Source organism: Stenotrophomonas maltophilia (assembly GCF_039555535.1).
Taxonomy (GTDB): Bacteria; Pseudomonadota; Gammaproteobacteria; order Xanthomonadales; family Xanthomonadaceae; genus Stenotrophomonas; species Stenotrophomonas maltophilia_Q.
Window position 1 is genome coordinate 241,153 of the sequence record NZ_CP154630.1, and the last position, 20,723, is coordinate 261,875.

Genomic DNA, 20,723 nt, shown 5'->3' on the forward strand with positions numbered 1-20,723 from the left:
AGCCGAGCATGGGCTCGGCTCTACAAAGGCGGAAAAGCCAGTCGAGCATGGCTCGACGCTACACCAGCGGTTTACGTCCCCACGTGCACCCGATTGGCCTGCTCGGCCAGCCCCAGGTGATCCAGCGCGATGTCCAGCGCCAGCACATAGCTCTGCGCGCCATACCCTGCAGCAATGCCCAGTCGATGGCCGACACCAGCCGGCAGGCACGGCTCGGCCACCGCGCCGTCGTCATGCACTTCCACGTACGCGTTGTGCAGATAGGGCAGCAGACGCTGCAGGCGCAGGCTGTTGGCGCACGCGCCCGGATCGAGCAGCGTCACCTCGCCGCGGCTGTGGTCGGCCACGCGCAGTGCATCCAGCAGTTCCTGTTCCGAACCACAGGCACGGATCGCCACGCTGGTGCCGGCGTCGATCGCACGATGCACCAGCGACTTCAGCACCGGCGCCGGCAGCGGCATGGCGGTACGGATCAACGCACCGGCGGCTTCCGGGCCACGGATGATGAAGATCGACATGGCTCAGCCCTCCTGCGCCAGGCGGCGACCGACAATGGCCAGCGACAGCGGATAGCCGGCCTGCTGGCTGCGCTGGTCGATCACCACTGCGGCGGGGCCATGCTGCAGGCGCAGGCGCGCATCCAGGCCAAGCTCGCTGGGCGACTGCAGCTCGATGTACTGCGCCGGCAGACGTTCCAGCGCCGCCTGCAACGCACCGCCCTCGGCCTGCCATTGCGCTTCGTCGGCCACGCCGACATCCAGCAGCACCCAGTCGGCCGAACGCGCCTGCGGCTGGCACAGGCACTGGCGTACTTCGGACAGGCTGGCGCAATCGCTGCACAGCACGCGATGGCCGGCCAGCTGCGCCGGCAGCTGCGGACGCGGCGCCGACGAAGACGCGTGGCGGATCACCAGGAGGGTCATACAACACCTTGCGGAATGCGCCCTGCGGCGCGGTGGGCACACGATGCGCGCGGCGGCCGTAAAGGTGCGATGCCCTTGGCCGGCCCCGCGCGTAAAACCCTCGACAAGCAGCCGAGCGTAGGCTCGGCTCTACAGGATCGTGGCGCGGGAACCTCTCCCGCCCGCCTGTGGTCTGATGCAGCTACCACCCACCCGGAGCCTGCCATGGATGCTGTTGCCCGCCCTCCCTTTTCCGAACGCGCGCTGGCCTGGCTGAAGAAGGAGGCGTTGCCGCTGCTGGTGATGCTCGGCCTGCTCGCCGCTGCCCGCGATACCCTGGCCAACCACTACGTGGTGCCCAGCGGCTCGATGCAGCCGACCCTGCAACCGGGCGACCGGGTGGTGGTGGACATGCGCGCCTACGGCCTGCGCCTGCCGTTCACCAACAAGGAACTGCTGGCGACCGGTACCCCGCAGCGCGGCGAAGTGGCGGTGTTTGATTCGCCGGCCGATGGCACCCGGTTGATCAAGCGCGTGGCGGCGGTGGCGGGGGACCACGTGCACATGCGCGAGGGACACCTGAGCATCAACGGCCAGCCGCTGCAGATCGCTGACCTGCAGGACGTGGAAGCCTTCGGTGAACGTCGTGCCCGCCTGGACCTGGACATGGGCGGTGGTCCGGACATCGCCGATCTGGTGGTGCCAGCCGGCAAGGTGCTGGTGCTGGGAGACCACCGTGGCAACAGTTTCGATGGCCGCTTCTTCGGTTTCGTCGATGCGGACAAGGTCTACGGCCGGGCGGTGGCGGTGTACTACCGCCGGGGCGACGGCTTCGAGTGGCAGCGCCTGTAAGCTGAATTGATACTTCCTGTGTATCAATCATGACCTATCAGGTTATGGATCGACTGGATGGACGGGCCTAGTCTGAGGCCCGTTCCCTCCCATACCCGGCCGTCCCCACCGGCCCACCGATCCCATGACTGGCGAAACCGCCGCGACCGTCGAACGCTGCCCCCACGCTGTTGACCCCGCTTCCGACACCCGCATCCAGCAGGGCACGCCGGCCTTCCGCCGCACTGCGCTGGCGCTGTTCCTGGCCGGCTTTTCCACCTTCGGCCTGCTGTACACGGTGCAGCCGCTGCTGCCCGAGTTCAGCCGCCACTTCGGCGTTTCTGCTGCCGGCAGCGCGATGTCGCTGTCGCTGACCACCGGCACGCTGGCGGTGGCCATGCTGCTGGCCGGCCTGCTGTCCGACGCGGTCGGCCGTCGCCCGTTGATGATCGCTGCGCTGCTGGCCTCGGCCATGCTGTCGCTGAGCACCGCGCTGGTGGACGACTGGACCACGTTGCTGGTGCTGCGCACCCTGCTCGGCCTGGCGCTGAGCGGCGTACCGGCGGTGGCGATGACCTACCTGGTCGAGGAAATGGACAGCCGCGCGCTGGGCCTGGCGATGGGCCTGTACATCGGCGGCAACGCCATCGGTGGCATGAGCGGGCGCCTGCTGGCCGGCATCATCGCCGACCACTGGGGCTGGCGCTGGGGTATCGGCGTGGTCTCGATCATCGCCATCGCCAGCACCGCGCTGCTGTGGCTGCAGCTGCCCCCGTCGCGCCATTTCCACGCGCGTCGCGATGGCCTGCGCCAGTTGCCGTCGCGCTGGCGCATGCTGTTCGCCGACCCGGGCCTGCCGTGGCTGTTCGCCACCTCGTTCGTGCTGATGGGCGTGTTCGTCACCCTCTACAACTACCTGGGCTACCACCTGCTGGCGCCGCCGTACCACCTCAGCCAGACCGTGGTCGGCCTGATCTTCAGCGTGTACCTGGTGGGCACCTTCAGTTCGGCGTGGATGGGCCAGCAGGCCACGCGGTACGGGCGCGGCCGCATCCTGTCGATCTCGTTCGCGCTGATCGGCGCCGGCATCGCGCTGCTGGCATTGCGATGGCTGAGCACGATGGCACTGGGCATCGCGCTGGTGACGTTCGGCTTCTTCGGTGGTCACTCGGTGGCCAGCAGCTGGGTTGGCAGCCGTGCCGGTGCGATGCGCGCGGAAGCCTCGGCGCTGTATCTGTTCGCCTACTACCTGGGGTCCAGTGTGCTGGGCGGGGTCGGTGGGCTGGCCTATGCGGCCTGGGATTGGCTGGGTGTGTGCGCGTTCGCTGCGGTGCTGACCCTGATTGGTGGTGGCATCGTCTGGGCGCTGCAGCAGCGCGCGCCGCAGCCGGTCACTGCCTGATCCTGTGGAGTTGCGCTTGCCTTGGTAGAGTCGACTGTCAGTCGACTGCTCTTCCATCAGACCGCAAAAGCCCCGCGCTGCGCGCGATAGTCGACTAACAGTCGACTCTACCGGCGAACGCCCCGCGCAGCAGCGTGGCGAAGTTGCGGATCAACGGCGTTACCCGTTCGCGATGCCAGGCCAGCTGCACCTCCGAATGCGCACCGGCATCGGCCAGCGCTACGAAGCGCGCCCCTTCCACGCGGATGTGATCGCACGAGGAGGGCAGGATGGCCGCACCCAGCCCGGCGGCGGCCAGGCTGATCAGCGTCGAGGCTTCGCCTGCCTCCTGCACGATGCGCGGCGTGAATCCGGCAGCCGCGCACAACGCGATCATGTGGTCATGGATGCCCGCGCCGGCACTGCGCCGGAACGCCACGAACGGCTCCTGCGCGAAGTCGCGCAGCGACAGCGTTCCCTGTTTCGAGAGCCGATGAAGGGCAGGGTGGTCTGCATGCACGATCAACGCCAGCGGATCAACAAACAGGCTGTGTGCCACCAGTTCCGGGGGCAGTGCGCGCTTGCGGATGATGCCCACGTCCAGTGAACCGTCGAGCAGCGCGTCGATCTGCTGCAGCGTGTTCATCTCGCTCAGCTGCAACCGTACCTGCGGATACTGCTGGCGGTAATGCAGGATCGAACGTGGAATCTGCGGCGACAGCGGCGTGGCCCGGGTCAGGCCGATATGCAGTTCACCCTGCTCACCGCGCTGCACACGCTGCACCTCGTCCACGGCCATTTCCACCTGCTGCACGATGGCGCGTGCACGTTCCTGCAGCAGTTCGCCCGCAGGCGTCAGCTGCACGCGGCGATGGCTTCGCACGAACAGGCGCGCACCTATCAGGTCTTCCAGCTGGCGGATCTGCTGGCTGAGCGGCGGCTGTGACATCCCCAACCGCTCGGCGGCCTGGCCGAAGTGCAGCGTATCGGCGACGGCAAGGAAGTAACGCAGGTGGCGCAGTTCGACGGACATGGCGCCAGTCTAGCCAGACCGGCACCGTGCCTGGCGTCTTCTTTGATCGTTTTTCCGCCAGTCGAGCATGGCTCGACTCTACAAAAGCCCATTTCGATCATTGTTTACGTGTCGACCAAGGTCGACACCCACCAACAGCGCTAGCGATCTGTCGAAGGCGGGGTGGGTCCGGTTGCGGGGGTGTCCGCGGCATGGATGCCGCGGCCAAGCCCCCATGGATGGGTTTACGGCGTCCCCCGCAACCGGACCCACCCCGCCATCTCACAGATAACCGGTTTTTGCTGTTGCTTCGGCTTCGGCAGGTGCAGGGCGCAGCCCTGCCGAACACCCCTTACCGTTCCGAATGCCCGCTCTGGTCGTAATCGCGCGGACTGAACAACTCCGGCTGGATCAGCTCGATGAATGCCCGCGCCTGCGCCGACAACGCTTTGCCGCGCCGCACGATCACCCCGTAACTGCGTTCCGGGAACCAGCGCTTCATCGACCGCGCCGCCAGCCGCTCGCGGTCGGCCTCGTTCAGGCACAGCGCCGGCACGATGGAAATGCCCATGCCCATCGCCACGTACTGCTTGATCACCTCCCAGCCGCCGACCTCCAGCGCCACCGTGTAGGCGATGCGGTGGCGCTGGAAGACCTGGTCGACCAGCCGGTAGGTGATCTGCCGCTTCGGCGGCAGCACCAGCGGGTAGCGCGCAATGTCGGCCAGCTCCAGCTCGCCGCCACTGGCCAGCGGATGATCGTGCGGCGCGATCAGCACCTGCTCGAAGCGGTAGGCCGGGGCGTAGCTGAGATCGGCCGGCACGTCGGTCATCGAGCCGATCGCCAGGTCGGCGGCATCCTCGCGCAGCAGGTCGGTGCCGTCGGCGCTGATCGCGTTGTGCAGGGTCAGGCGCACGTCCGGGTGATGCAGGCGGAAGCGCTCCACGATCTTCGGCAGCAGGTACAGGATGGTGGAACTGTTGGCGGCGATGTTCAGCTCGCCCGCGTCCAGGCCGCGCACCTTGTCGCGGAAGCGCGCCTCCAGCCCGTCCAGGTTCTCCACCAGTGGCTGTGCCATTTCGTACAGCAGCTGGCCCTCACGGCTGGGCACCAGGCGCCGCCCGCTGCGCTCGAACAGCGGCACGCCCAACTCCCGTTCCAGTGCCTGCAGCTGCAGGCTGATGGCCGGCTGGCTGACGAACAGTGCCTCAGCAGCCCGTGAGACCGAACCCAGGCGCACCGTCTGGCAGAACGCGCGCAGCGGCTTCAACCGGTCGGATTTGTAGGAAAAACGCGGACTTGGCGAGGGACGCGTGGTCATGGCGTCATAAGTATTAGCACAATTTATGTAGAACATTGCAAAAACTGTTTTGCCAAATACTCGGCCCCGGCCGCACCGTGGAGACGTTCCCCCACCGCTGGAGTCGCCTCATGTCCGCCGTCGCTTCCGCTGTTCCCACCCCTGCCAGCAAGGCTACCCCCGGCATCGCCCTGGCGACCCGCGTGGCCGGCCAGGACACCATGCTGCCGGCGCCGCTGCTGGCCCTGCTGGTGTCGCTGCACCGTGCGGTGGAACCGGGCCGGCAGGCACGGCTGCTGGCCCGCCGCGAGCGCCAGGCGTTCTTCGACCAGGGCGGCCTGCCGGATTTCCGCGAAGACACTGCCGCCATCCGCAGCGGCGACTGGACCGTTGCGCCGCTGCCGGCCGCGCTGCAGGACCGCCGCGTCGAGATCACCGGGCCGACCGACCCGAAGATGGTCATCAATGCGCTGAATTCCGGCGCCAAGGTGTTCATGGCCGACTTCGAGGATTCGACCTCGCCGACCTGGCGCAACCTGCTGGCCGGGCAGCAGTCGCTGGCGGCGGCGGTGCGCGGTGATCTGGAATACACCGCACCCAATGGCAAGCACTACCGCCTGCGCCCCTACGACGAGCAGGCGGTGCTGATCGTGCGCCCACGTGGCTGGCACCTGGACGAAAAGCACGTAGCCATCGACGGCCAGCCGCTGGCCGGTGGCCTGTTCGACGCGGCCGTCTTCGCCTTCCACAACGCCCGCACCCTGCAGGGCAAGGACCGCGGCCCGTACTTCTACCTGCCCAAGCTGCAGAGCATGGAAGAGGCTGCACTGTGGGAGACCGCGCTGTCGCACATCGAAGGCATGCTCGGCCTGCCGCACGGTCAGATCAAGGTGACCGTGCTGATCGAAACGCTGCCGGCGGTGTTCGAGATGGACGAGATCCTGCACGCGCTGCGTGACCGCATCGTCGGCCTGAACTGCGGGCGCTGGGATTACATCTTCTCCTACCTGAAGACCTTCCGCCACCACGCCGACCGCGTGCTGCCCGAGCGCGGCCAGGTGACCATGACCCAGCCGTTCCTGAAGGCCTATTCGGAGCTGCTGATCCAGACCTGCCATCGCCGCGGTGCGCATGCGATGGGTGGCATGGCCGCGCAGATCCCGATCAACAACGATGCCGTCGCCAATGAGCAGGCGATGGCCCGCGTGCGCGCCGACAAGCTGCGCGAGGTCACAGCCGGCCACGACGGCACCTGGGTCGCGCACCCGGCGCTGATCCCGGTGGCGATGGCAATCTTCGACGAACACATGCCCGGCCCGAACCAGCACAGCGTGCTGCGCCAGGACGTGCGCGTCGGTCGCGATGAGCTGATCGCAAGGCCGCCGGGCACCATCACCCGCGCCGGCTTCGAAGGCAACGTGGAAGTCTGCGTGCGCTACCTGGCGGCGTGGCTGGATGGCAACGGCTGCGTGCCGATCCACCACTTGATGGAGGACGCTGCCACCGCCGAGATCAGCCGCAGCCAGCTGTGGCAGTGGCTGCACACGCCGGGCCAGCAGCTGGACGATGGCACCGCGATCGACCTGGCCCTGCTCGACGCCACGCTGGCACAGCTGCCGGCGCGGCTGGGCGACACCGGCGCGCTGCCCGGTGGCGCACGCATCGGCGAAGCCATCGCGCTGCTGGCCGAACTGAGCCGCAGCAACGAACTGACCGATTTCCTGACCCTGCCGGCCTACGCGCGCATCGACTGACCGACCGCCCGCAATCCCGCCGTTTCCCTCCCCGCTGCACGCACGAACCGAACTGGAGAAAGACATGAGCAAGCTGCCCACTGCCGAACAGATCCAGCACGACTGGGACACCAACCCGCGCTGGGAAGGCATCCAGCGCAACTACAGCGCCGCCGACGTGGTGCGCCTGCGCGGCACCGTGCACATCGAGCATTCGCTGGCCCGCCTGGGCGCGGAGAAGCTGTGGGCGTCGCTGCATGAGCGCGAGTTCGTCAACGCGTTGGGTGCGCTGACCGGCAACCAGGCCATGCAGCAGGTCAAGGCCGGGCTGAAGGCGATTTACCTGTCCGGTTGGCAGGTGGCGGCCGACGCCAACCTGGCCGGCCAGATGTATCCGGACCAGTCGCTGTACCCGGCCGATTCGGTGCCGGCGGTGGTCAAGCGCATCAACAACACCCTGCTGCGCGCCGACCAGCTGCACCACGCCGAAGGCAAGGATGACATCGACTTCCTGCAGCCGATCGTGGCCGATGCCGAGGCCGGTTTCGGCGGCGTGCTCAACGCGTTCGAGCTGATGAAGGCGATGATCGAGGCCGGCGCCGCCGGCGTGCATTTCGAGGATCAGCTGGCCTCGGTGAAGAAGTGCGGCCACATGGGCGGCAAGGTGCTGGTGCCGACCCGCGAGGCGATCGAGAAGCTCAACGCCGCGCGCCTGGCCGCCGACGTGCTGGGCGTGCCGACCCTGCTGGTGGCGCGCACCGATGCCGAGGCGGCCGACCTGCTGACCAGCGACATCGACGGCAACGACAAGCCGTTCGCCACCGGTGAACGCACCGTGGAAGGCTTCTACAAGACGCGTAATGGCCTGGACCAGGCGATCAGCCGCGGCCTGGCCTACGCGCCCTATGCCGACCTGGTGTGGTGCGAGACCGGCAAGCCGGACCTGGAATTCGCGCGCAAGTTCGCCGAGGCGATCCATGCGAAGTTCCCGGGCAAGCTGCTGGCCTACAACTGCTCGCCCAGCTTCAACTGGAAGAAGAACCTGGACGACGCAACGATCGCGAAGTTCCAGCGCGAGCTGGGCAGCTACGGCTACAAGTTCCAGTTCATCACCCTGGCCGGCTTCCACGCGCTGAACTACGGCATGTTCAACCTGGCCCACGGCTATGCACGCCGCCAGATGAGCGCCTTTGTGGAATTGCAGGAGGCCGAGTTCGAAGCGGCCGAGCGTGGCTTCACCGCGGTCAAGCACCAGCGCGAGGTCGGCACCGGCTACTTCGATGCCGTGACCCAGGCGATCCAGCAGGGCCAGTCCTCGACCACCGCGTTGACCGGTTCGACCGAAGAAGAGCAGTTCCACGGCGGGCGTAGCGAGCGCGCCGCCTGATCGGTAGTGCCGGCCAGCGGCCGGCGCTACCGAAGCCTCGAAATACGATCAGGGTGGCCAGGGAAGGGCCAGACAACGCCGGCCGGTCGGGGGACCTGCCGGCGTTGTTGTATCGATGGAAACGCGATGAACGCAGGCAGCGTCAATCCGGCGCACCCCACAGACCGGCAACTTGGCCGAAACCCTGTGAAGGTGGCCATCAGATTGATCCGGAACGACTTTTCCCTCGACCGTGGCGGGCAGAACGGCCACCGCGCGCCTTCACATCGGGAAAGTGGACCACAAGGCTCAAAATGAGATAGGGCGCACATTTTAAAGCGGTGCTATGCTCCGCGGCTCACCAGGGGACGCTGGCGGCGGGTGCAGGGAATGACCGGCAGGGGTGCGGCCGAGAACAGTGATGTGACGTCAGGTATCGCCCGGGTGGCGATGGCCGAGATCGTGCATGCGCTGCTGTCCGATGCCGAAGTCGCATTGTTCGCCAGATTTGCCCGTCCATGCAAGCTTCATGCCGGACAGTGGCTGTTCCAGCGCGGGCATCGTGGCGAGCGCATGTATGTGATCCTGGAAGGCCAGATCGAACTGGACTTCGGCGAGGACCTGGTGATCAAGACGCTTGGCCAGCACGAGTTCTTCGGTGAACTGGGGCTGCTGGTGGGTGACCACCCGCGCAGCGCCAGTGCGCGCGCCCTGGTGGACTGCGAGGTGCTTGAGCTGGGGCCCGCCGACTTCCATCGCCTGGTCGAATCCGATCCGGGCCTGGTCGCCTACTTCCTGCGCCGCACGATCATGCGCGTGTTGACCAACGAACAGGCCCTGATCAGCCAGCTGCGCCGGCGCAACCATGACCTGGAAACCGCGCTGGACAACCTGTACATCACCACCCACCAGCTGACCCACACCCGCGAGCTGGTGCGTACCGATGAACTGACCGGGCTGCACAACCGCCGTGGCCTCACCCTGTACCTGCAGGAATGCCGCGCCGATGGCAGTGGGCTGCCGCAGGCGCTGCTGCTGATCGACTGCGACCGCTTCAAGCAGATCAACGACCGCCATGGCCACCAGGCCGGCGATCGCGTGCTGCAGAGCATGGGCAACATCCTGCGCTCGATGGCCGGCGAGCAGGACCTTGCCTGCCGCCTCGGCGGTGACGAGTTCTGCCTGATCCTGCGTCGTGGCAACCACGAGATCGTGCAGCACGCGGCCGAGTTCATCCTCAGCGCGGTACACGGTCTGCTGGAACGCAGCCACGGCACGCCGCACGTCAGCCTGGTCAGCATCGGCGCCAGCCTGCTGGCACCGGAGGCGGGCTGGAGCGAGTGGTACGCCAGCGCGGACCGTGCGCTGTACCAGGCCAAGCGTGATGGTGGCAACTGCCTGCGTTGGGCAGACGCAGTGGACTCACCCTAGATCGGGAGACAGAGGCGATGAATGGCGACAACGGAACGTCGGCGCCGCACAACCAGCAACTGCGCGCCCTGCTGTTCACCGACCTGTGTGACTCGCTGCTGCTGGTCGAACGCATCGGCGACGTCGCTGCCGCCGAACTGTTCCAGGAACACGACCGGCTGGTGCTGGCGCTGCAGCAGCGCTGGAACGGCCAGCTGATCGATCGCTCCGACGGGTTGTTCATGCTGTTCGAGCGCCCGATCGACGCGCTTGGCTTCGCATTGGATTACCAGCGTGGGCTGCAGCCGCTGGGGCAGAGACACGAGATCCATCTGCAGGCGCGGGCCGGTCTGCATGTTGGCGATGTGCTCACGTGGGAGAACAGCGCCGAGGCAGTGCGGGCTGGCGCCAAGGCGATTGAAGTCGAAGGCCTGGCCAAGCCGACGGCGGCGCGCCTGATGCAGTTGGCACGGCCGGGCCAGATCCTGCTTTCGGCGGTGGCCGAATCCATCATGCGTCGCTCCAGTGGGTCGCTGGGCGCGATGGCTGAAGGCCTGCAATGGCGATCGTTCGGGCGCTGGCGCTTCAAGGGTGTGAGCCAGCCTGCTGAAGTCTACGGCGTGCAGGCGGCGGGCATGCCCACGCCGGGGCGGCTGCGGCACACGGCCAAGGCCCGGCGTGATCTTCCGTTGTGGCGCCGTCCACTGGCGATGGCGGCGCAGGCCGCCGTACTGCTGGCCGCGGTGCTTGGCGTCTGGTTGCTGACCCGGCCACAGCCGGCCATCGCATTCGCTGAACGCGATTGGGTGGTGCTTGGCGGGCTGCACAACCTCACCGGCAACCGCTTGCTTGATGACGCCCTGGACCAGGCGTTCCGGATCAGTCTCGAGCAGTCCCGCTACGTCAATGTCGTCAGTGACGACCGCGTTGGCCGTACTCTTGAGATGATGCGGAAACCGCTGGATGGCGGCCTCCGCGAACGCGGCGATGCCGCCGCTGTGGCGGTGCGCACCGGCGCCCGCCTGGTGTTCGTGCCATCGGCTACCGATATCGGCGGCCGCACCCGCTTCAGCGTGGAGGTGGTCGAGCCGTCGACGCTGCGTACCCTGGCCGTGGTATCCGCCGATGCGAAGGCGGGTGCGGTACTGGCGGCGGTGGACGATGTTTCGCGCCAGCTGCGCGATCGCCTGGGCGAAGAGCCCGCATTGATCCAGCGCGACAGCCAATCCCTGCCCGAGGTGACCACGGGCAGCATGGATGCGCTGCGTGCGTTTGCCTTGGGCCAGAAGCGCTACAGCCGCGGAGATTTCAACGGCGCGATGGCGTTCTTCGAGCAGGCGATCCAGGTCGATCCTGAGTTCGCCCTGGCATGGCTGGGCCAAGCCCGCTGTCGCTTCGCCATGATGAACTACCACGATGCCAAGCGTCTGCTGGAAGAGGCCGACCGTCGATCAGGGCACCTTACGCCACGCGAGCGCCTGTATGTGCAGAACTGGGCGCTGCAGATCGGTGATCCGGATCGTGCCACCGATGGCTGGGCGCGCATGGCAGAGCTGTATCCGGATTACATGCCTGCAAGCTACAACGCCGGTCTGAATCTTTTCCACGAGAACCGCCTTGCCGAGGCCCTGGCGCTTTCCAGGCGTGTTGCACATAGCAGGGTCGAATTGCCTGAGATTGCACAGGACCAGTACGGCCGCGCCTTGCTGGCCAGCGAGCGCTACGCAGACGCTGACATCGCGTTCAGCCGTGCCGCCAGCAATGGCTGGGAGGGTGCATTGATGCGCCAGGCGACGGTGGCGGCAGCGCGTGCCGAGTTCGAGAAGGCCAATGCGCTGCTTGGACGGATCGATCCGAACAACTTCCATGCTGGTAATTTCGCTACCACGATTGCGCTTGACCAAGGCGATGTCGAGGGCGCCATCAAGCTCGCCGAACAGGGGAGGATGCTTGCCGCACGGCGCCAGGGCATGGATCGGTACAACTTCGACATGCCCCTGGCCGTCGCCTACATGATGGCCGGCAGAAAGTCGAAAGCCTTGATGGTGGCGCGCGCGTCCGCGACCGCGCCATTCGAAGAGCTGAGCGGCGAACCCGCGGTGGAGGTAGTGGATCGCCTGGTTGCAGCACACGCGGCAGCCTTGCTGGCACTGAGACTGGGCGATGCCGCACCGGCCAAGGCGGTCCAGGCCCGGATGAACGCGCTTCAGGATCTTCCTGACAGCAGCGTGTTGCGCCAGTACGTCACCCTGTTGGCCGGGCGGATGATGCAGCATGAGGGTCGGCCCCAGGCCGGGCTGGACCTGCTCGTACCGCTGCTGAAGAAGCAGCCACGCCTGCAGGTGCGGCTGGCAGTGCGTGACCTGGCGCTGGAGGCGGGCTTGAAGGATGTTGCCCATGAGCAGACGCGTTGGCTGCGTGATCGCCCCGGATTTGCCTATGCAGAAGCGCAATGCAGCTTCTGCCTGCAGGCACTTAACGTAGTGGATGTGCGCAGGCTCATGGCGGCGCCGGCAATCGAGGCTGCCGACACCATGGCCTCGATGCCTCAGCGCAGCGTGCGCGGCGAGCCGTAACCGTCCTCAAGCATCGGCACGGAGTAGCCGGTACCACTGGTCAGCATGGCGACGATCTGGTCTTCGGCCTGTGCGATGACGTCCTTCTCCGCCAGGCAGATGTTCTTGCAGCAATCCTGGACGAACTGCTGAAGGTCAGCCGGGTTGGATGGAACGTGTCCAGCCAGCAGTATCGCGGCGGCCGTGTCGGTGGCGAAGAGCTGGCGGAAGGTGTCATCGGTGGCGAGGCGCTGAACCAGCGTCCTGGCAACCGGCAGCGAGAGCGTCAACGTGGGCATTGTGTCCTGCATCCATGGAGTGTCGAGGGGCAGTGGTGATGTCGGCCTGGCAAACCGGTTCTTGAGAGGGTGGAGCGGAAGATGTAAAGGAATCGGGCCGCGGTTCGATAACGTGGATTCACGATGAAGGAAGGCTGATCCGATGGATGTCAGGCGCTGCGCGATCGTAGTGGTACAGCCCACCGAGCAGATCCGGTTTGAGCTTGAAGGCCTGCTGCGCGGTGGTGATGGCCTGGTGCGCACGCTTGCCTGGGAGGCACTCGCCCCTCACCTGGATGCGCCGGTGGTGCTGGACGCCACGGCACAGGCGCTGCTGGGAAGCCTGAGCCCAAGTGCATGGACCACGCTTGAGGCAGAGAAAGCCTGTTCACCTGCGATGGACCTGCTGATTGCCAGTCGCCTGGTGTTGACCCGCGGACAGGATGACGATGTTGCCGCTCGTGATGAGCGGCTGCGTGCAACGCACTGGCACCCTCTGGCTGCGGTCATGCATGCCTTCTCACGCTGGGAGGATGTTGACGCCGTTCGCAACATGCGTGAATCACAGATCGAAACAGCCTCGCAGATGCGCAGGACGTTGGGAGCGCCCCCACCGCACGCTGCCGCTGCCGCTGCCGAAGCAGGATTGGTACCACTGCCGCCTCAGCAGTCCAACGATTTCGACGCACTGCTGGCGCGGCGCGTCACCTGCCGGAACTTCGATGTCACCCGATCACTGCCACTGCCCCTGCTGAGCCAGATGCTGCAGCGGGCATTCGGCAGCAGCAGCTGCCAGCGAGAAGGCGATGATCTGGTGTTCCTGAAGAAGAACGTACCCTCAGGCGGCGGACTGCATCCTGTCGAAGCCTACGTGCTGGTGCGTAATGTCGAAGGACTTGCTGCCGGCATGTATCTCTATCGAGCGCAGGGCCACGGACTGCTGCCGATTGATTGCCCCGTGGCCATCGATGGCGACTTCGTGATGTCCATGGTCGGGCAGCAGCACTGGTTTGCGGATGCGCATGTGCTGGTGATCCTGGCCCCGCGTTTCAACAGGACGTACTGGAAGTATCGCCAGCATGGGAAAAGCTATCGGGTTGTCGCGATGGAGGCGGGACATCTATCGCAGACGCTGTATCTGGCGGCCACGGATGCCGGCCTGGGAGCATTCATTACTGCGGCGATCAACGAAAAGCCGATCGAACGAGCCTTGGGCCTGGACACGATCAATGAGGGGGTGCTCGCGGTCTGCGGTTTCGGATGGCGTGCATCACGGATGACGACCAGCGAGCTGGACCCGGCAGGCGTGATCTGGAACCTTGAAGACCGCGCGGGCTGACCCCGCGCGGCCTCTGCCACATCACGCCGCTTCGAAGTCCACCAGCACTGCGCCATCACCCACCTGGTCGCCTGCCTTGGCGCGGTAGCCCTTCACCGTTCCGTCGGCCGGTGCCTGCAGGGTGTGCTCCATCTTCATCGCTTCCAGTACCACCAGCGGGGTGCCGCGCTTGACCTCGGTGCCGGCCGCGACCAGCGTGGCGACGATCTTGCCCGGCATCGGCGCCAGCAGGCTGCCGGCATCGGCCACGGCGTGGTCCGATTCGCCCACCGGATCATGCAGGGTGAAGCGGTGCTGGCCGTCGGCGCCGAACAGGTACAGCTGGTCGCCTTCGCGCAGCAGCTGCAGTGACCAACGGCGCTCGCCCAGCTGCACGGTCAGATGCTGTGCATCGGCCGTGCCGATCACCTGCACCGGTGCTGCGTCGTCGCACTGCACGCGCCAGCCATCAGCCCGCGGCCACACCCTCAGCGTGTGCCGGCGCTCGCCCTGCTGCAGCGGCAGCACGCGCGGGGTGGATGCGCCGAGGCGCCAGCCGTCCTGTGCCTGCCATGGCGAATGCGGGTCGCGGGCATCGGTGATGGCTCCTGCGGTGCTGGTCACGGCGGCCACCGCTGCCAGCAGCCACAGTGCATGTTCGCTGTCGCCGACTACGCTCAACGCCGTCTGTTCGCGTTCGATCAGCGCGGTATCCAGCTTGGCGTGGGTGAACGAATCGGTGTTTACCAGCCGGCGCAGGAAGCCGGCATTGGTGGTCACGCCCACCACCTGGCAGTCGGCCAGTGCCTGGCTCATGCGGCGCAGCGCGGCAACGCGGTCCACGTCCCAGACGATCAGCTTGGCGATCATCGGGTCGTAGTACGGGGTGATGCTGTCGCCTTCCTCCACGCCGGTATCCACGCGCACGTTGGCCGACGGAGTCGGCAGGCGCAGGCGACGCAGGGTGCCGGTGGAGGGAAGGAAGCCACGATCGGCATCCTCGGCGTACAGCCGCGCTTCAATTGCGTGGCCGTGGATGGCCAGCTGTTCCTGGCGCAGCGGCAGCGGCTGGCCCGAAGCCACCCGCAGCTGCCACTCCACCAGGTCGGTGCCGGTGATGTACTCGGTGACCGGGTGCTCGACCTGCAGGCGGGTGTTCATTTCCATGAAGTAGAAATCGCCGTCCGGGCCGGCGATGAACTCCACGGTGCCCGCGCCCTCATAGCCCACCGCGCGCGCGGCATCGACCGCGGCCTTGCCCATCGCCGCACGACGCTCGGCGCTCATGCCCGGCGCCGGCGCTTCTTCCAGCACCTTCTGGTGGCGGCGCTGCACCGAGCAGTCGCGCTCGAACAGGTACACCGCATCACCGTGGGAATCGCCGAACACCTGGATCTCGATGTGGCGCGGACGCTCGACGTACTTCTCGACCAGCACATGGTCGTTGCCGAACGCCGAGGCCGCCTCGCGCTGGCAGCTGGCCAGCGCATCGACGAAGTCCTCGCTGCGCTCGACCTTGCGCATGCCCTTGCCGCCGCCGCCGGCGCTGGCCTTGATCAGTACCGGGTAACCGATGGCGTCGGCCTGTGCGCGCAGGAAGTCCGGCGCCTGCTGGTCGCCGTGGTAGCCCGGGGTGAGCGGTACGCCGGCCTGGGCCATCAGTGCCTTGGCCGCGCTCTTGTCACCCATCGCGCGGATGGCGCTGGCCGGTGGGCCGATGAAGGTGATGCCGGCGGCGGCGCAGGCGTCGGCGAAGTCGGCATTCTCGGAGAGGAAGCCGTAGCCGGGGTGGATGGCCTGCGCGCCGGTCGCGCGTGCGGCGTCGAGCAGGGCATCGCCGCGCAGGTAACTCTCGCGCGCGGCGGCCGGGCCGATGTGGATGGCTTCGTCGGCCAGCCGGACGTGACGCGCAGTGCGGTCGGCATCGGAATACACCGCCACGGTGGCGATGCCGAGGCGGCGGCAGGTGGCGATGACGCGGCAGGCGATCTCGCCGCGGTTGGCGATCAGGACTTTGGTGAACATGGCAACGGGCTTCATGGGAGCGTGCTCGGTCATGGCATGGGTTACATGCGGAACACGCCGAAGCGCGTCTGCTGTGGAGCGGCGTTGAGGCTGGCCGACAGCGCCAGGGCCAGTACGCGGCGGGTGTCGGCCGGATCGATCACGCCGTCGTCCCACAGGCGCGCGCTGGCGTAATACGGGTGGCCCTGCTGTTCGAACTGGTCGCGGATCGGCGCCTTGAACGCGTCTTCCTCCGCTGCCGGCCACTGCCCGCCCTTGGCTTCGATGCCATCGCGCTTGACCGTGGCCAGCACGCTGGCCGCCTGCTCGCCACCCATCACGCCGATGCGCGCGTTCGGCCACATCCACAGGAAGTTCGGCGAGTACGCGCGGCCGCACATGCCGTAGTTGCCGGCACCGAACGAACCGCCGATCACCACGGTGAACTTGGGCACCCTGGCGCAGGCCACCGCCATCACCAGCTTGGCACCGTCCTTGGCGATGCCGCCCTGTTCGTACTTGCGGCCGACCATGAAGCCGGTGATGTTCTGCAGGAACACCAGCGGGATGTTGCGCTGGGTGCACAGCTCGATGAAGTGCGCGCCCTTCAGTGCCGACTCGGAGAACAGGATGCCGTTGTTGGCGATGATGCCGATCGGGTAGCCGTTCAGATGGGCGAAGCCGGTGACCAGCGTGGCGCCGTAGCGCGGCTTGAACTCATCAAAACGCGAGCCATCGACCAGGCGCGCGATCACTTCGCGCACGTCGTAGGGCTTGCGCGTGTCGGCCGGGATCACCCCGTACAGGTCGTGCGCCGGCAGCAGCGGTTCTTCGGAAGGCTGTACCGCCATCGCCGGTTCCGGCTTGCGCCAGTTCAACTGGGCGATGATCGCGCGAACGCGTGCCAGTGCCTGCAGGTCGTTGTCGGCCATGTGGTCGGCCACGCCGGAAATGCGCGTATGCACGTCGGCGCCGCCCAGTTCCTCGGCGGTCACCACTTCGCCGGTGGCCGCCTTCACCAGCGGCGGGCCGCCGAGGAAGATCGTGCCCTGTTCGCGCACGATCACCGTTTCATCGCTCATGGCCGGCACGTAGGCGCCGCCGGCGGTGCAGCTGCCCATCACGCAGGCGATCTGCGGAATGCCCTGCGCCGACAGGTTGGCCTGGTTGTAGAAGATGCGGCCGAAGTGGTCGCGGTCGGGGAACACCTCGTCCTGCAGCGGCAGGAAGGCGCCACCGGAATCGACCAGGTAGATGCAGGGCAGGTGGTTCTGCTCGGCGATCTCCTGCGCGCGCAGGTGCTTCTTCACCGTCATCGGGTAATAGGTGCCGCCCTTGACCGTGGCGTCATTGGCCACGATCACGCACTCCACGCCGCTCACCCGGCCGATGCCGGCCACCACGCCCGCAGCGGGCACGGCGTCTTCATACATGCCATGCGCGGCCAGCGGCGCGATTTCGAGGAAGGCGCTGCCTGGGTCGAGCAGGGCGTCGATGCGGTCACGCACCAGCAGCTTGCCGCGTGCGGTGTGCTTGGCGCGTGCCGCTTCGTTGCCGCCCAGTGCGGTGCGGGCAAGCGTGGCGTGCAGGTCGTCGACCACGGCCTGCATGGCCGTGCGGTTGGCTTCAAACGTATCGCTGCCCGGTTGCAGCTGGCTGTTCAGGACGGTCATCGCGGTGGCCTTACAGGGTGCGCTGGAACAGTTCGCGGCCGATCAGCATGCGGCGGATCTCCGAGGTGCCGGCGCCGATTTCATACAGCTTGGCGTCGCGCCACAAACGGCCGGTCGGGTATTCGTTGATGTAGCCGTTGCCGCCCAGGATCTGGATTGCCTGGCCGGTCAGCCAGGTGGCCTTCTCGGCGGCGTACAGGATGGCACCGGCTGCGTCCTGGCGGGTGGTGCGGCCCTGGTCGCAGGCGCGCGCCACGGCATACACATAGGCGCGGCAGGCGCCGAGGCCCACGTACATGTCGGCGATCTTGGCCTGGATCAGCTGGAAGCTGCCGATCGCCTCACCGAACTGGTGACGCTCGTGCACGTAGGGCATCACCACGTCCATGGCCGCCGCCATCAGGCCCAGCGGGCCACCGGACAGCACCACCCGCTCGTAGTCCAGGCCGGACATCAGCACGCGCACGCCGCCACCGACCTGGCCCAGTACGTTTTCTTCCGGCACTTCGCAGTCCTGGAACACCAGCTCGCAGGTGGGCGAGGAACGCATGCCCAGCTTGTCCAGCTTCTGCGCGGTGGAGAAGCCCTTCATGCCCTTTTCGACCAGGAAGGCGGTGATGCCCTTGGCGCCGGCGTCCATGTCGGTCTTGGCATAGACCACCAGCACGTCGGCATCCGGGCCGTTGGTGATCCACATCTTGTTGCCGTTGAGCACGTAGCGGTCGCCGCGCTTGTCCGCGCGCAGCTTCATCGACACCACGTCCGAGCCGGCGCCCGGTTCGCTCATTGCCAGCGCGCCGACCTTGGCGCCGCTGCACAGGTCGGGCAGGAAGCGCTGCTTCTGTTCCTCGTTGCCGTTCTTGCGCAGCTGGTTCACGCACAGGTTGGAGTGCGCGCCATAGGACAGGCCGATGCCGCCGGAGGCGCGCGAGATTTCTTCCATCGCCACCACATGGGCCAGGTAACCCATGCCGGTGCCGCCGTATGCTTCCTCCACGGTGAGGCCGAGCAGGCCCTGTTCGCCCAGCTTGGGCCACAGGGCCAGCGGGAACTGGTTGCTGGCATCGGCTTCGGCGGCCAGCGGTGCGACCTCGGCGGCGGCAAAATGGGCCACGCTCTGGCGCAGCAGGTCGATGTCTTCGCCAAGATCGAAGTTCAGGGATGGCACGTGCATTGTGGTGGCTCCACGGCGGGATGGCAGGAAATGGACGCACCCGGCGGGGGAGCGGGCGGCGGTCTGCAGGACCGCTGCCCGCACGGGCGATTGGACCCCAGCGTAGCGGGGTTCGGGTAAGAAGTGAATACGAATTCAAAAATTGAAACTAGAATCAGAACATGGCCTATAAACGCTCTGCATTGATGGAAGAACGCCTGGCCGGGGCCCGTGAAAGGATCCTGCTGGCCACCCGCGAGCTGGTCGCCACCGGTGGCTGGCGCAACGCCCCGGTGACCGCCGTAGCGACCCAGGCCGGGGTGTCCACCGGCCTGATCTACCGCCACTTCCCGTCCAAGGCCGAGTTGTTCGTGGAGGTGCTCAACGCCGCCGTGGCCCATGAAGTGGCGATCATGGAGCGCATTGCCAGTGGTCCGGAGGCGGCCAGCGAGCGGCTGCGGCTGGCGATCACCGCCTTCGTCCGCCGCGCCCTGGCGGGGCCGGGGCTGGCCCATGCCTTCATCGTCGAGCCGGTCGACCCGGACGTGGAAGCCGAACGCATGCGCGGCCGTCGTGCCTTTGGGGATGTCTTCCTGCGCCTGGTGGAAGAGGGCGTGGCCGCCGGTGAACTGCCGGCGCAGGACGCGCACGCCACGGCCGCGTGCCTGGTCGGTGCCTTCACCGAAGCGATGGTCGGCCCGACCGCGCCCAGCCGCGAAGCGCACCGCGACGAAGGCGCACTGGTGGATGCGATCTGCAGCTTCTGCCTGCGCGCGATCGGCGCCTCCGCAAAACGGTAGCGCCGGGCCATGCCCGGCGGCTGTTGCCGCGCTTGCGTTGCCGGGGTCAGATCCCTTCTGCGTGGCAAAAGGGATCTGACCCCAGCCCCCCGGCATGTTGCGCCGCACCAGCAGTGACGCCTGTTGTCGCACGCAAAGCGCGTTCTATACTCGGTCCATCACGCAGTCGCTCAGCCGTGGTCCAACGACTATCAGCCAGGGGTAACGAAGAGTGCGGAATTACGATCTGGAGTTCCTGAAACGCTTCTCCATGGTGATCGCGCTGCTGGCGACCATCACCCTCGGCCTCATCCTCCTTGCCGCCTACATCCACACCCGGATTCCGCCCGAGGTGTCGCCGGCCGCGGCCAAGCGCACCGAACAGCGCATCTCGCCCACCGGCGCGGTCTATGCCGGCAGCACCGGCGCTGCCGCGCAGGCCGCCGCCAAGGCCGCCGCGCTGGCCAAGGCCGCGTCGCAGGTGGCCTACGGCGGCACCAAGGACGGCAAGGTCATCTTCGACAACCTGTGCACCGCCTGCCACACCACGGGTGTGGGCATGGCGCCGACGCTGGACCATTCGCACTGGGACAAGCGCATCGCACAGGGCAAGGACACCCTCTACAAGCACGCCATCGAGGGCTATACCGGCCCGGACGGCGGCATCATGCCACCCAAGGGTGGCAACCCGGCGCTGACCGAGGAGCAGATCCACGCCACCGTGGACTGGATGCTGGGCAACCTGAAATAGCCTCCGAACGGCGGAACGGCCAAACCGCTGGATGGCCGAACTGCTGAACCGCCGAACCGCCGAACGACCGAATCGCCTAACCGCCGGTAGAGTCGACTGTTAGTCGACTGCTCTTCCCAACGCTGCCGGAAAGCCCGCGCTGCGCGCGACAGTCGACTAACAGTCGACTCTACCGCCGGTCACGCCGGTCACGCCGGTCACCGCACCGGCTTTGCCCACCGAGGCCTGATCGCCCATATTCCCCCGCCCGCAAGCGGGGTTTCGCATTTCAGGGTTA

Annotated in this window: 17 protein-coding genes; 9 read left to right on the forward strand and 8 right to left on the reverse strand. The window is 66.9% G+C overall.

Annotated features, from left to right (window positions below; translation table 11 throughout):
* Nucleotides 1-71: 71 nt before the first annotated feature.
* Entirely contained in the window at nucleotides 72-518 is a 447-nt protein-coding gene (locus tag AASM09_RS01000) for a hypothetical protein (protein WP_049429791.1), read from the reverse strand.
* A 3-nt stretch (nucleotides 519-521) separates the two neighbouring features.
* Nucleotides 522-923 (reverse strand): hypothetical protein, encoded by a 402-nt coding sequence (locus AASM09_RS01005; protein WP_049429790.1) that lies wholly within the window; start codon nucleotides 921-923, stop codon nucleotides 522-524.
* 204 nt (nucleotides 924-1,127) lie between these two features.
* Between AASM09_RS01005 and lepB the strand changes: the two genes are divergently transcribed.
* Nucleotides 1,128-1,754 (forward strand): signal peptidase I, encoded by a 627-nt coding sequence (lepB, locus tag AASM09_RS01010; RefSeq protein WP_049429789.1) that lies wholly within the window; start codon nucleotides 1,128-1,130, stop codon nucleotides 1,752-1,754.
* A gap of 124 nt (nucleotides 1,755-1,878) precedes the next feature.
* The gene (locus tag AASM09_RS01015) at nucleotides 1,879-3,135 is read left to right on the forward strand and encodes an MFS transporter (protein WP_049429788.1); all 1,257 of its coding nucleotides are present in this window, start codon (nucleotides 1,879-1,881) and stop codon (nucleotides 3,133-3,135) included.
* Nucleotides 3,136-3,229: 94 nt separating this feature from the next.
* Here the strand turns inward: AASM09_RS01015 and AASM09_RS01020 are convergent, their stop codons facing one another.
* On the reverse strand, nucleotides 3,230-4,147 hold the full coding sequence (locus AASM09_RS01020; RefSeq protein WP_049429787.1) for a LysR family transcriptional regulator: 918 nt from the start codon (nucleotides 4,145-4,147) through the stop codon (nucleotides 3,230-3,232).
* Nucleotides 4,148-4,478: 331 nt separating this feature from the next.
* A complete protein-coding gene (locus AASM09_RS01025; protein WP_024956234.1) occupies nucleotides 4,479-5,447 on the reverse strand; it encodes a LysR family transcriptional regulator in 969 nt (322 codons plus the stop codon).
* A gap of 110 nt (nucleotides 5,448-5,557) precedes the next feature.
* On the opposite strand from AASM09_RS01025, the gene aceB reads away from it, so the two are divergent.
* The 4 genes from aceB (at nucleotide 5,558) to AASM09_RS01045 (ending at nucleotide 12,511) form a co-directional block, all read left to right on the forward strand.
* The gene (gene aceB, locus AASM09_RS01030) at nucleotides 5,558-7,180 is read left to right on the forward strand and encodes a malate synthase A (RefSeq protein WP_049429786.1); all 1,623 of its coding nucleotides are present in this window, start codon (nucleotides 5,558-5,560) and stop codon (nucleotides 7,178-7,180) included.
* 64 nt (nucleotides 7,181-7,244) lie between these two features.
* Nucleotides 7,245-8,546, forward strand: coding sequence for an isocitrate lyase (aceA, locus tag AASM09_RS01035; RefSeq protein WP_004153647.1), 1,302 nt, complete (start codon nucleotides 7,245-7,247; stop codon nucleotides 8,544-8,546).
* A 369-nt stretch (nucleotides 8,547-8,915) separates the two neighbouring features.
* Entirely contained in the window at nucleotides 8,916-9,956 is a 1,041-nt protein-coding gene (locus tag AASM09_RS01040) for a GGDEF domain-containing protein (protein ID WP_049429785.1), read from the forward strand.
* 17 nt (nucleotides 9,957-9,973) lie between these two features.
* Nucleotides 9,974-12,511 (forward strand): putative peptide modification system cyclase, encoded by a 2,538-nt coding sequence (locus AASM09_RS01045; protein ID WP_049429784.1) that lies wholly within the window; start codon nucleotides 9,974-9,976, stop codon nucleotides 12,509-12,511.
* Here AASM09_RS01045 and AASM09_RS01050 read toward each other — a convergent pair.
* Complete coding sequence (locus AASM09_RS01050; protein WP_049429783.1) at nucleotides 12,484-12,789, reverse strand: NHLP-related RiPP peptide; 306 nt, start codon at nucleotides 12,787-12,789, stop codon at nucleotides 12,484-12,486. The genes AASM09_RS01045 and AASM09_RS01050 overlap by 28 nt on opposite strands.
* 142 nt (nucleotides 12,790-12,931) lie before the next feature.
* Between AASM09_RS01050 and AASM09_RS01055 the strand changes: the two genes are divergently transcribed.
* Nucleotides 12,932-14,107: a putative peptide maturation dehydrogenase gene (locus AASM09_RS01055; RefSeq protein WP_049429782.1), complete on the forward strand. Its 1,176-nt coding sequence runs from the start codon at nucleotides 12,932-12,934 to the stop codon at nucleotides 14,105-14,107.
* Nucleotides 14,108-14,128: 21 nt separating this feature from the next.
* Here AASM09_RS01055 and AASM09_RS01060 read toward each other — a convergent pair whose 3' ends face one another.
* Genes AASM09_RS01060 through AASM09_RS01070 form a run of 3 tightly spaced genes read right to left on the reverse strand, consistent with a single transcriptional unit; the run spans nucleotide 14,129 to nucleotide 18,937 of the window.
* Complete coding sequence (locus AASM09_RS01060) at nucleotides 14,129-16,144, reverse strand: acetyl-CoA carboxylase biotin carboxylase subunit (RefSeq protein WP_404830273.1); 2,016 nt, start codon at nucleotides 16,142-16,144, stop codon at nucleotides 14,129-14,131.
* An 8-nt stretch (nucleotides 16,145-16,152) separates the two neighbouring features.
* Nucleotides 16,153-17,763, reverse strand: a complete 1,611-nt coding sequence (locus AASM09_RS01065) for a carboxyl transferase domain-containing protein (RefSeq protein WP_049429780.1) — start codon at nucleotides 17,761-17,763, stop codon at nucleotides 16,153-16,155.
* Nucleotides 17,764-17,773: 10 nt separating this feature from the next.
* Nucleotides 17,774-18,937, reverse strand: a complete 1,164-nt coding sequence (locus AASM09_RS01070) for an isovaleryl-CoA dehydrogenase (RefSeq protein WP_049429779.1) — start codon at nucleotides 18,935-18,937, stop codon at nucleotides 17,774-17,776.
* A gap of 161 nt (nucleotides 18,938-19,098) precedes the next feature.
* On the opposite strand from AASM09_RS01070, the gene AASM09_RS01075 reads away from it, so the two are divergent.
* Both AASM09_RS01075 and AASM09_RS01080 read left to right on the forward strand, forming a co-directional pair.
* Nucleotides 19,099-19,716, forward strand: a complete 618-nt coding sequence (locus AASM09_RS01075; protein WP_049429778.1) for a TetR/AcrR family transcriptional regulator — start codon at nucleotides 19,099-19,101, stop codon at nucleotides 19,714-19,716.
* Between the two features lie 211 nt (nucleotides 19,717-19,927).
* Nucleotides 19,928-20,446, forward strand: coding sequence for a c-type cytochrome (locus AASM09_RS01080; protein ID WP_043400625.1), 519 nt, complete (start codon nucleotides 19,928-19,930; stop codon nucleotides 20,444-20,446).
* Nucleotides 20,447-20,723 lie beyond the last annotated feature (277 nt).

Bases quoted from the DNA above. Each gene is read 5' to 3' on its own strand.
- AASM09_RS01055 (WP_049429782.1), top strand. From the start codon at position 12,932: ATGGATGTCAGGCGCTGCGCGATCGTAGTGGTACAGCCCACCGAGCAG.
- AASM09_RS01020 (WP_049429787.1), bottom strand. From the start codon at position 4,147: ATGTCCGTCGAACTGCGCCACCTGCGTTACTTCCTTGCCGTCGCCGAT.
- AASM09_RS01070 (WP_049429779.1), bottom strand. From the start codon at position 18,937: ATGCACGTGCCATCCCTGAACTTCGATCTTGGCGAAGACATCGACCTG.
- AASM09_RS01045 (WP_049429784.1), top strand. From the start codon at position 9,974: ATGAATGGCGACAACGGAACGTCGGCGCCGCACAACCAGCAACTGCGC.
- AASM09_RS01015 (WP_049429788.1), top strand. From the start codon at position 1,879: ATGACTGGCGAAACCGCCGCGACCGTCGAACGCTGCCCCCACGCTGTT.
- aceB (WP_049429786.1), top strand. From the start codon at position 5,558: ATGTCCGCCGTCGCTTCCGCTGTTCCCACCCCTGCCAGCAAGGCTACC.
- lepB (WP_049429789.1), top strand. From the start codon at position 1,128: ATGGATGCTGTTGCCCGCCCTCCCTTTTCCGAACGCGCGCTGGCCTGG.
- AASM09_RS01040 (WP_049429785.1), top strand. From the start codon at position 8,916: ATGACCGGCAGGGGTGCGGCCGAGAACAGTGATGTGACGTCAGGTATC.
- AASM09_RS01000 (WP_049429791.1), bottom strand. From the start codon at position 518: ATGTCGATCTTCATCATCCGTGGCCCGGAAGCCGCCGGTGCGTTGATC.
- AASM09_RS01060 (WP_404830273.1), bottom strand. From the start codon at position 16,144: ATGACCGAGCACGCTCCCATGAAGCCCGTTGCCATGTTCACCAAAGTC.
- AASM09_RS01050 (WP_049429783.1), bottom strand. From the start codon at position 12,789: ATGCCCACGTTGACGCTCTCGCTGCCGGTTGCCAGGACGCTGGTTCAG.
- AASM09_RS01075 (WP_049429778.1), top strand. From the start codon at position 19,099: ATGGCCTATAAACGCTCTGCATTGATGGAAGAACGCCTGGCCGGGGCC.
- AASM09_RS01025 (WP_024956234.1), bottom strand. From the start codon at position 5,447: ATGACCACGCGTCCCTCGCCAAGTCCGCGTTTTTCCTACAAATCCGAC.
- aceA (WP_004153647.1), top strand. From the start codon at position 7,245: ATGAGCAAGCTGCCCACTGCCGAACAGATCCAGCACGACTGGGACACC.
- AASM09_RS01005 (WP_049429790.1), bottom strand. From the start codon at position 923: ATGACCCTCCTGGTGATCCGCCACGCGTCTTCGTCGGCGCCGCGTCCG.
- AASM09_RS01065 (WP_049429780.1), bottom strand. From the start codon at position 17,763: ATGACCGTCCTGAACAGCCAGCTGCAACCGGGCAGCGATACGTTTGAA.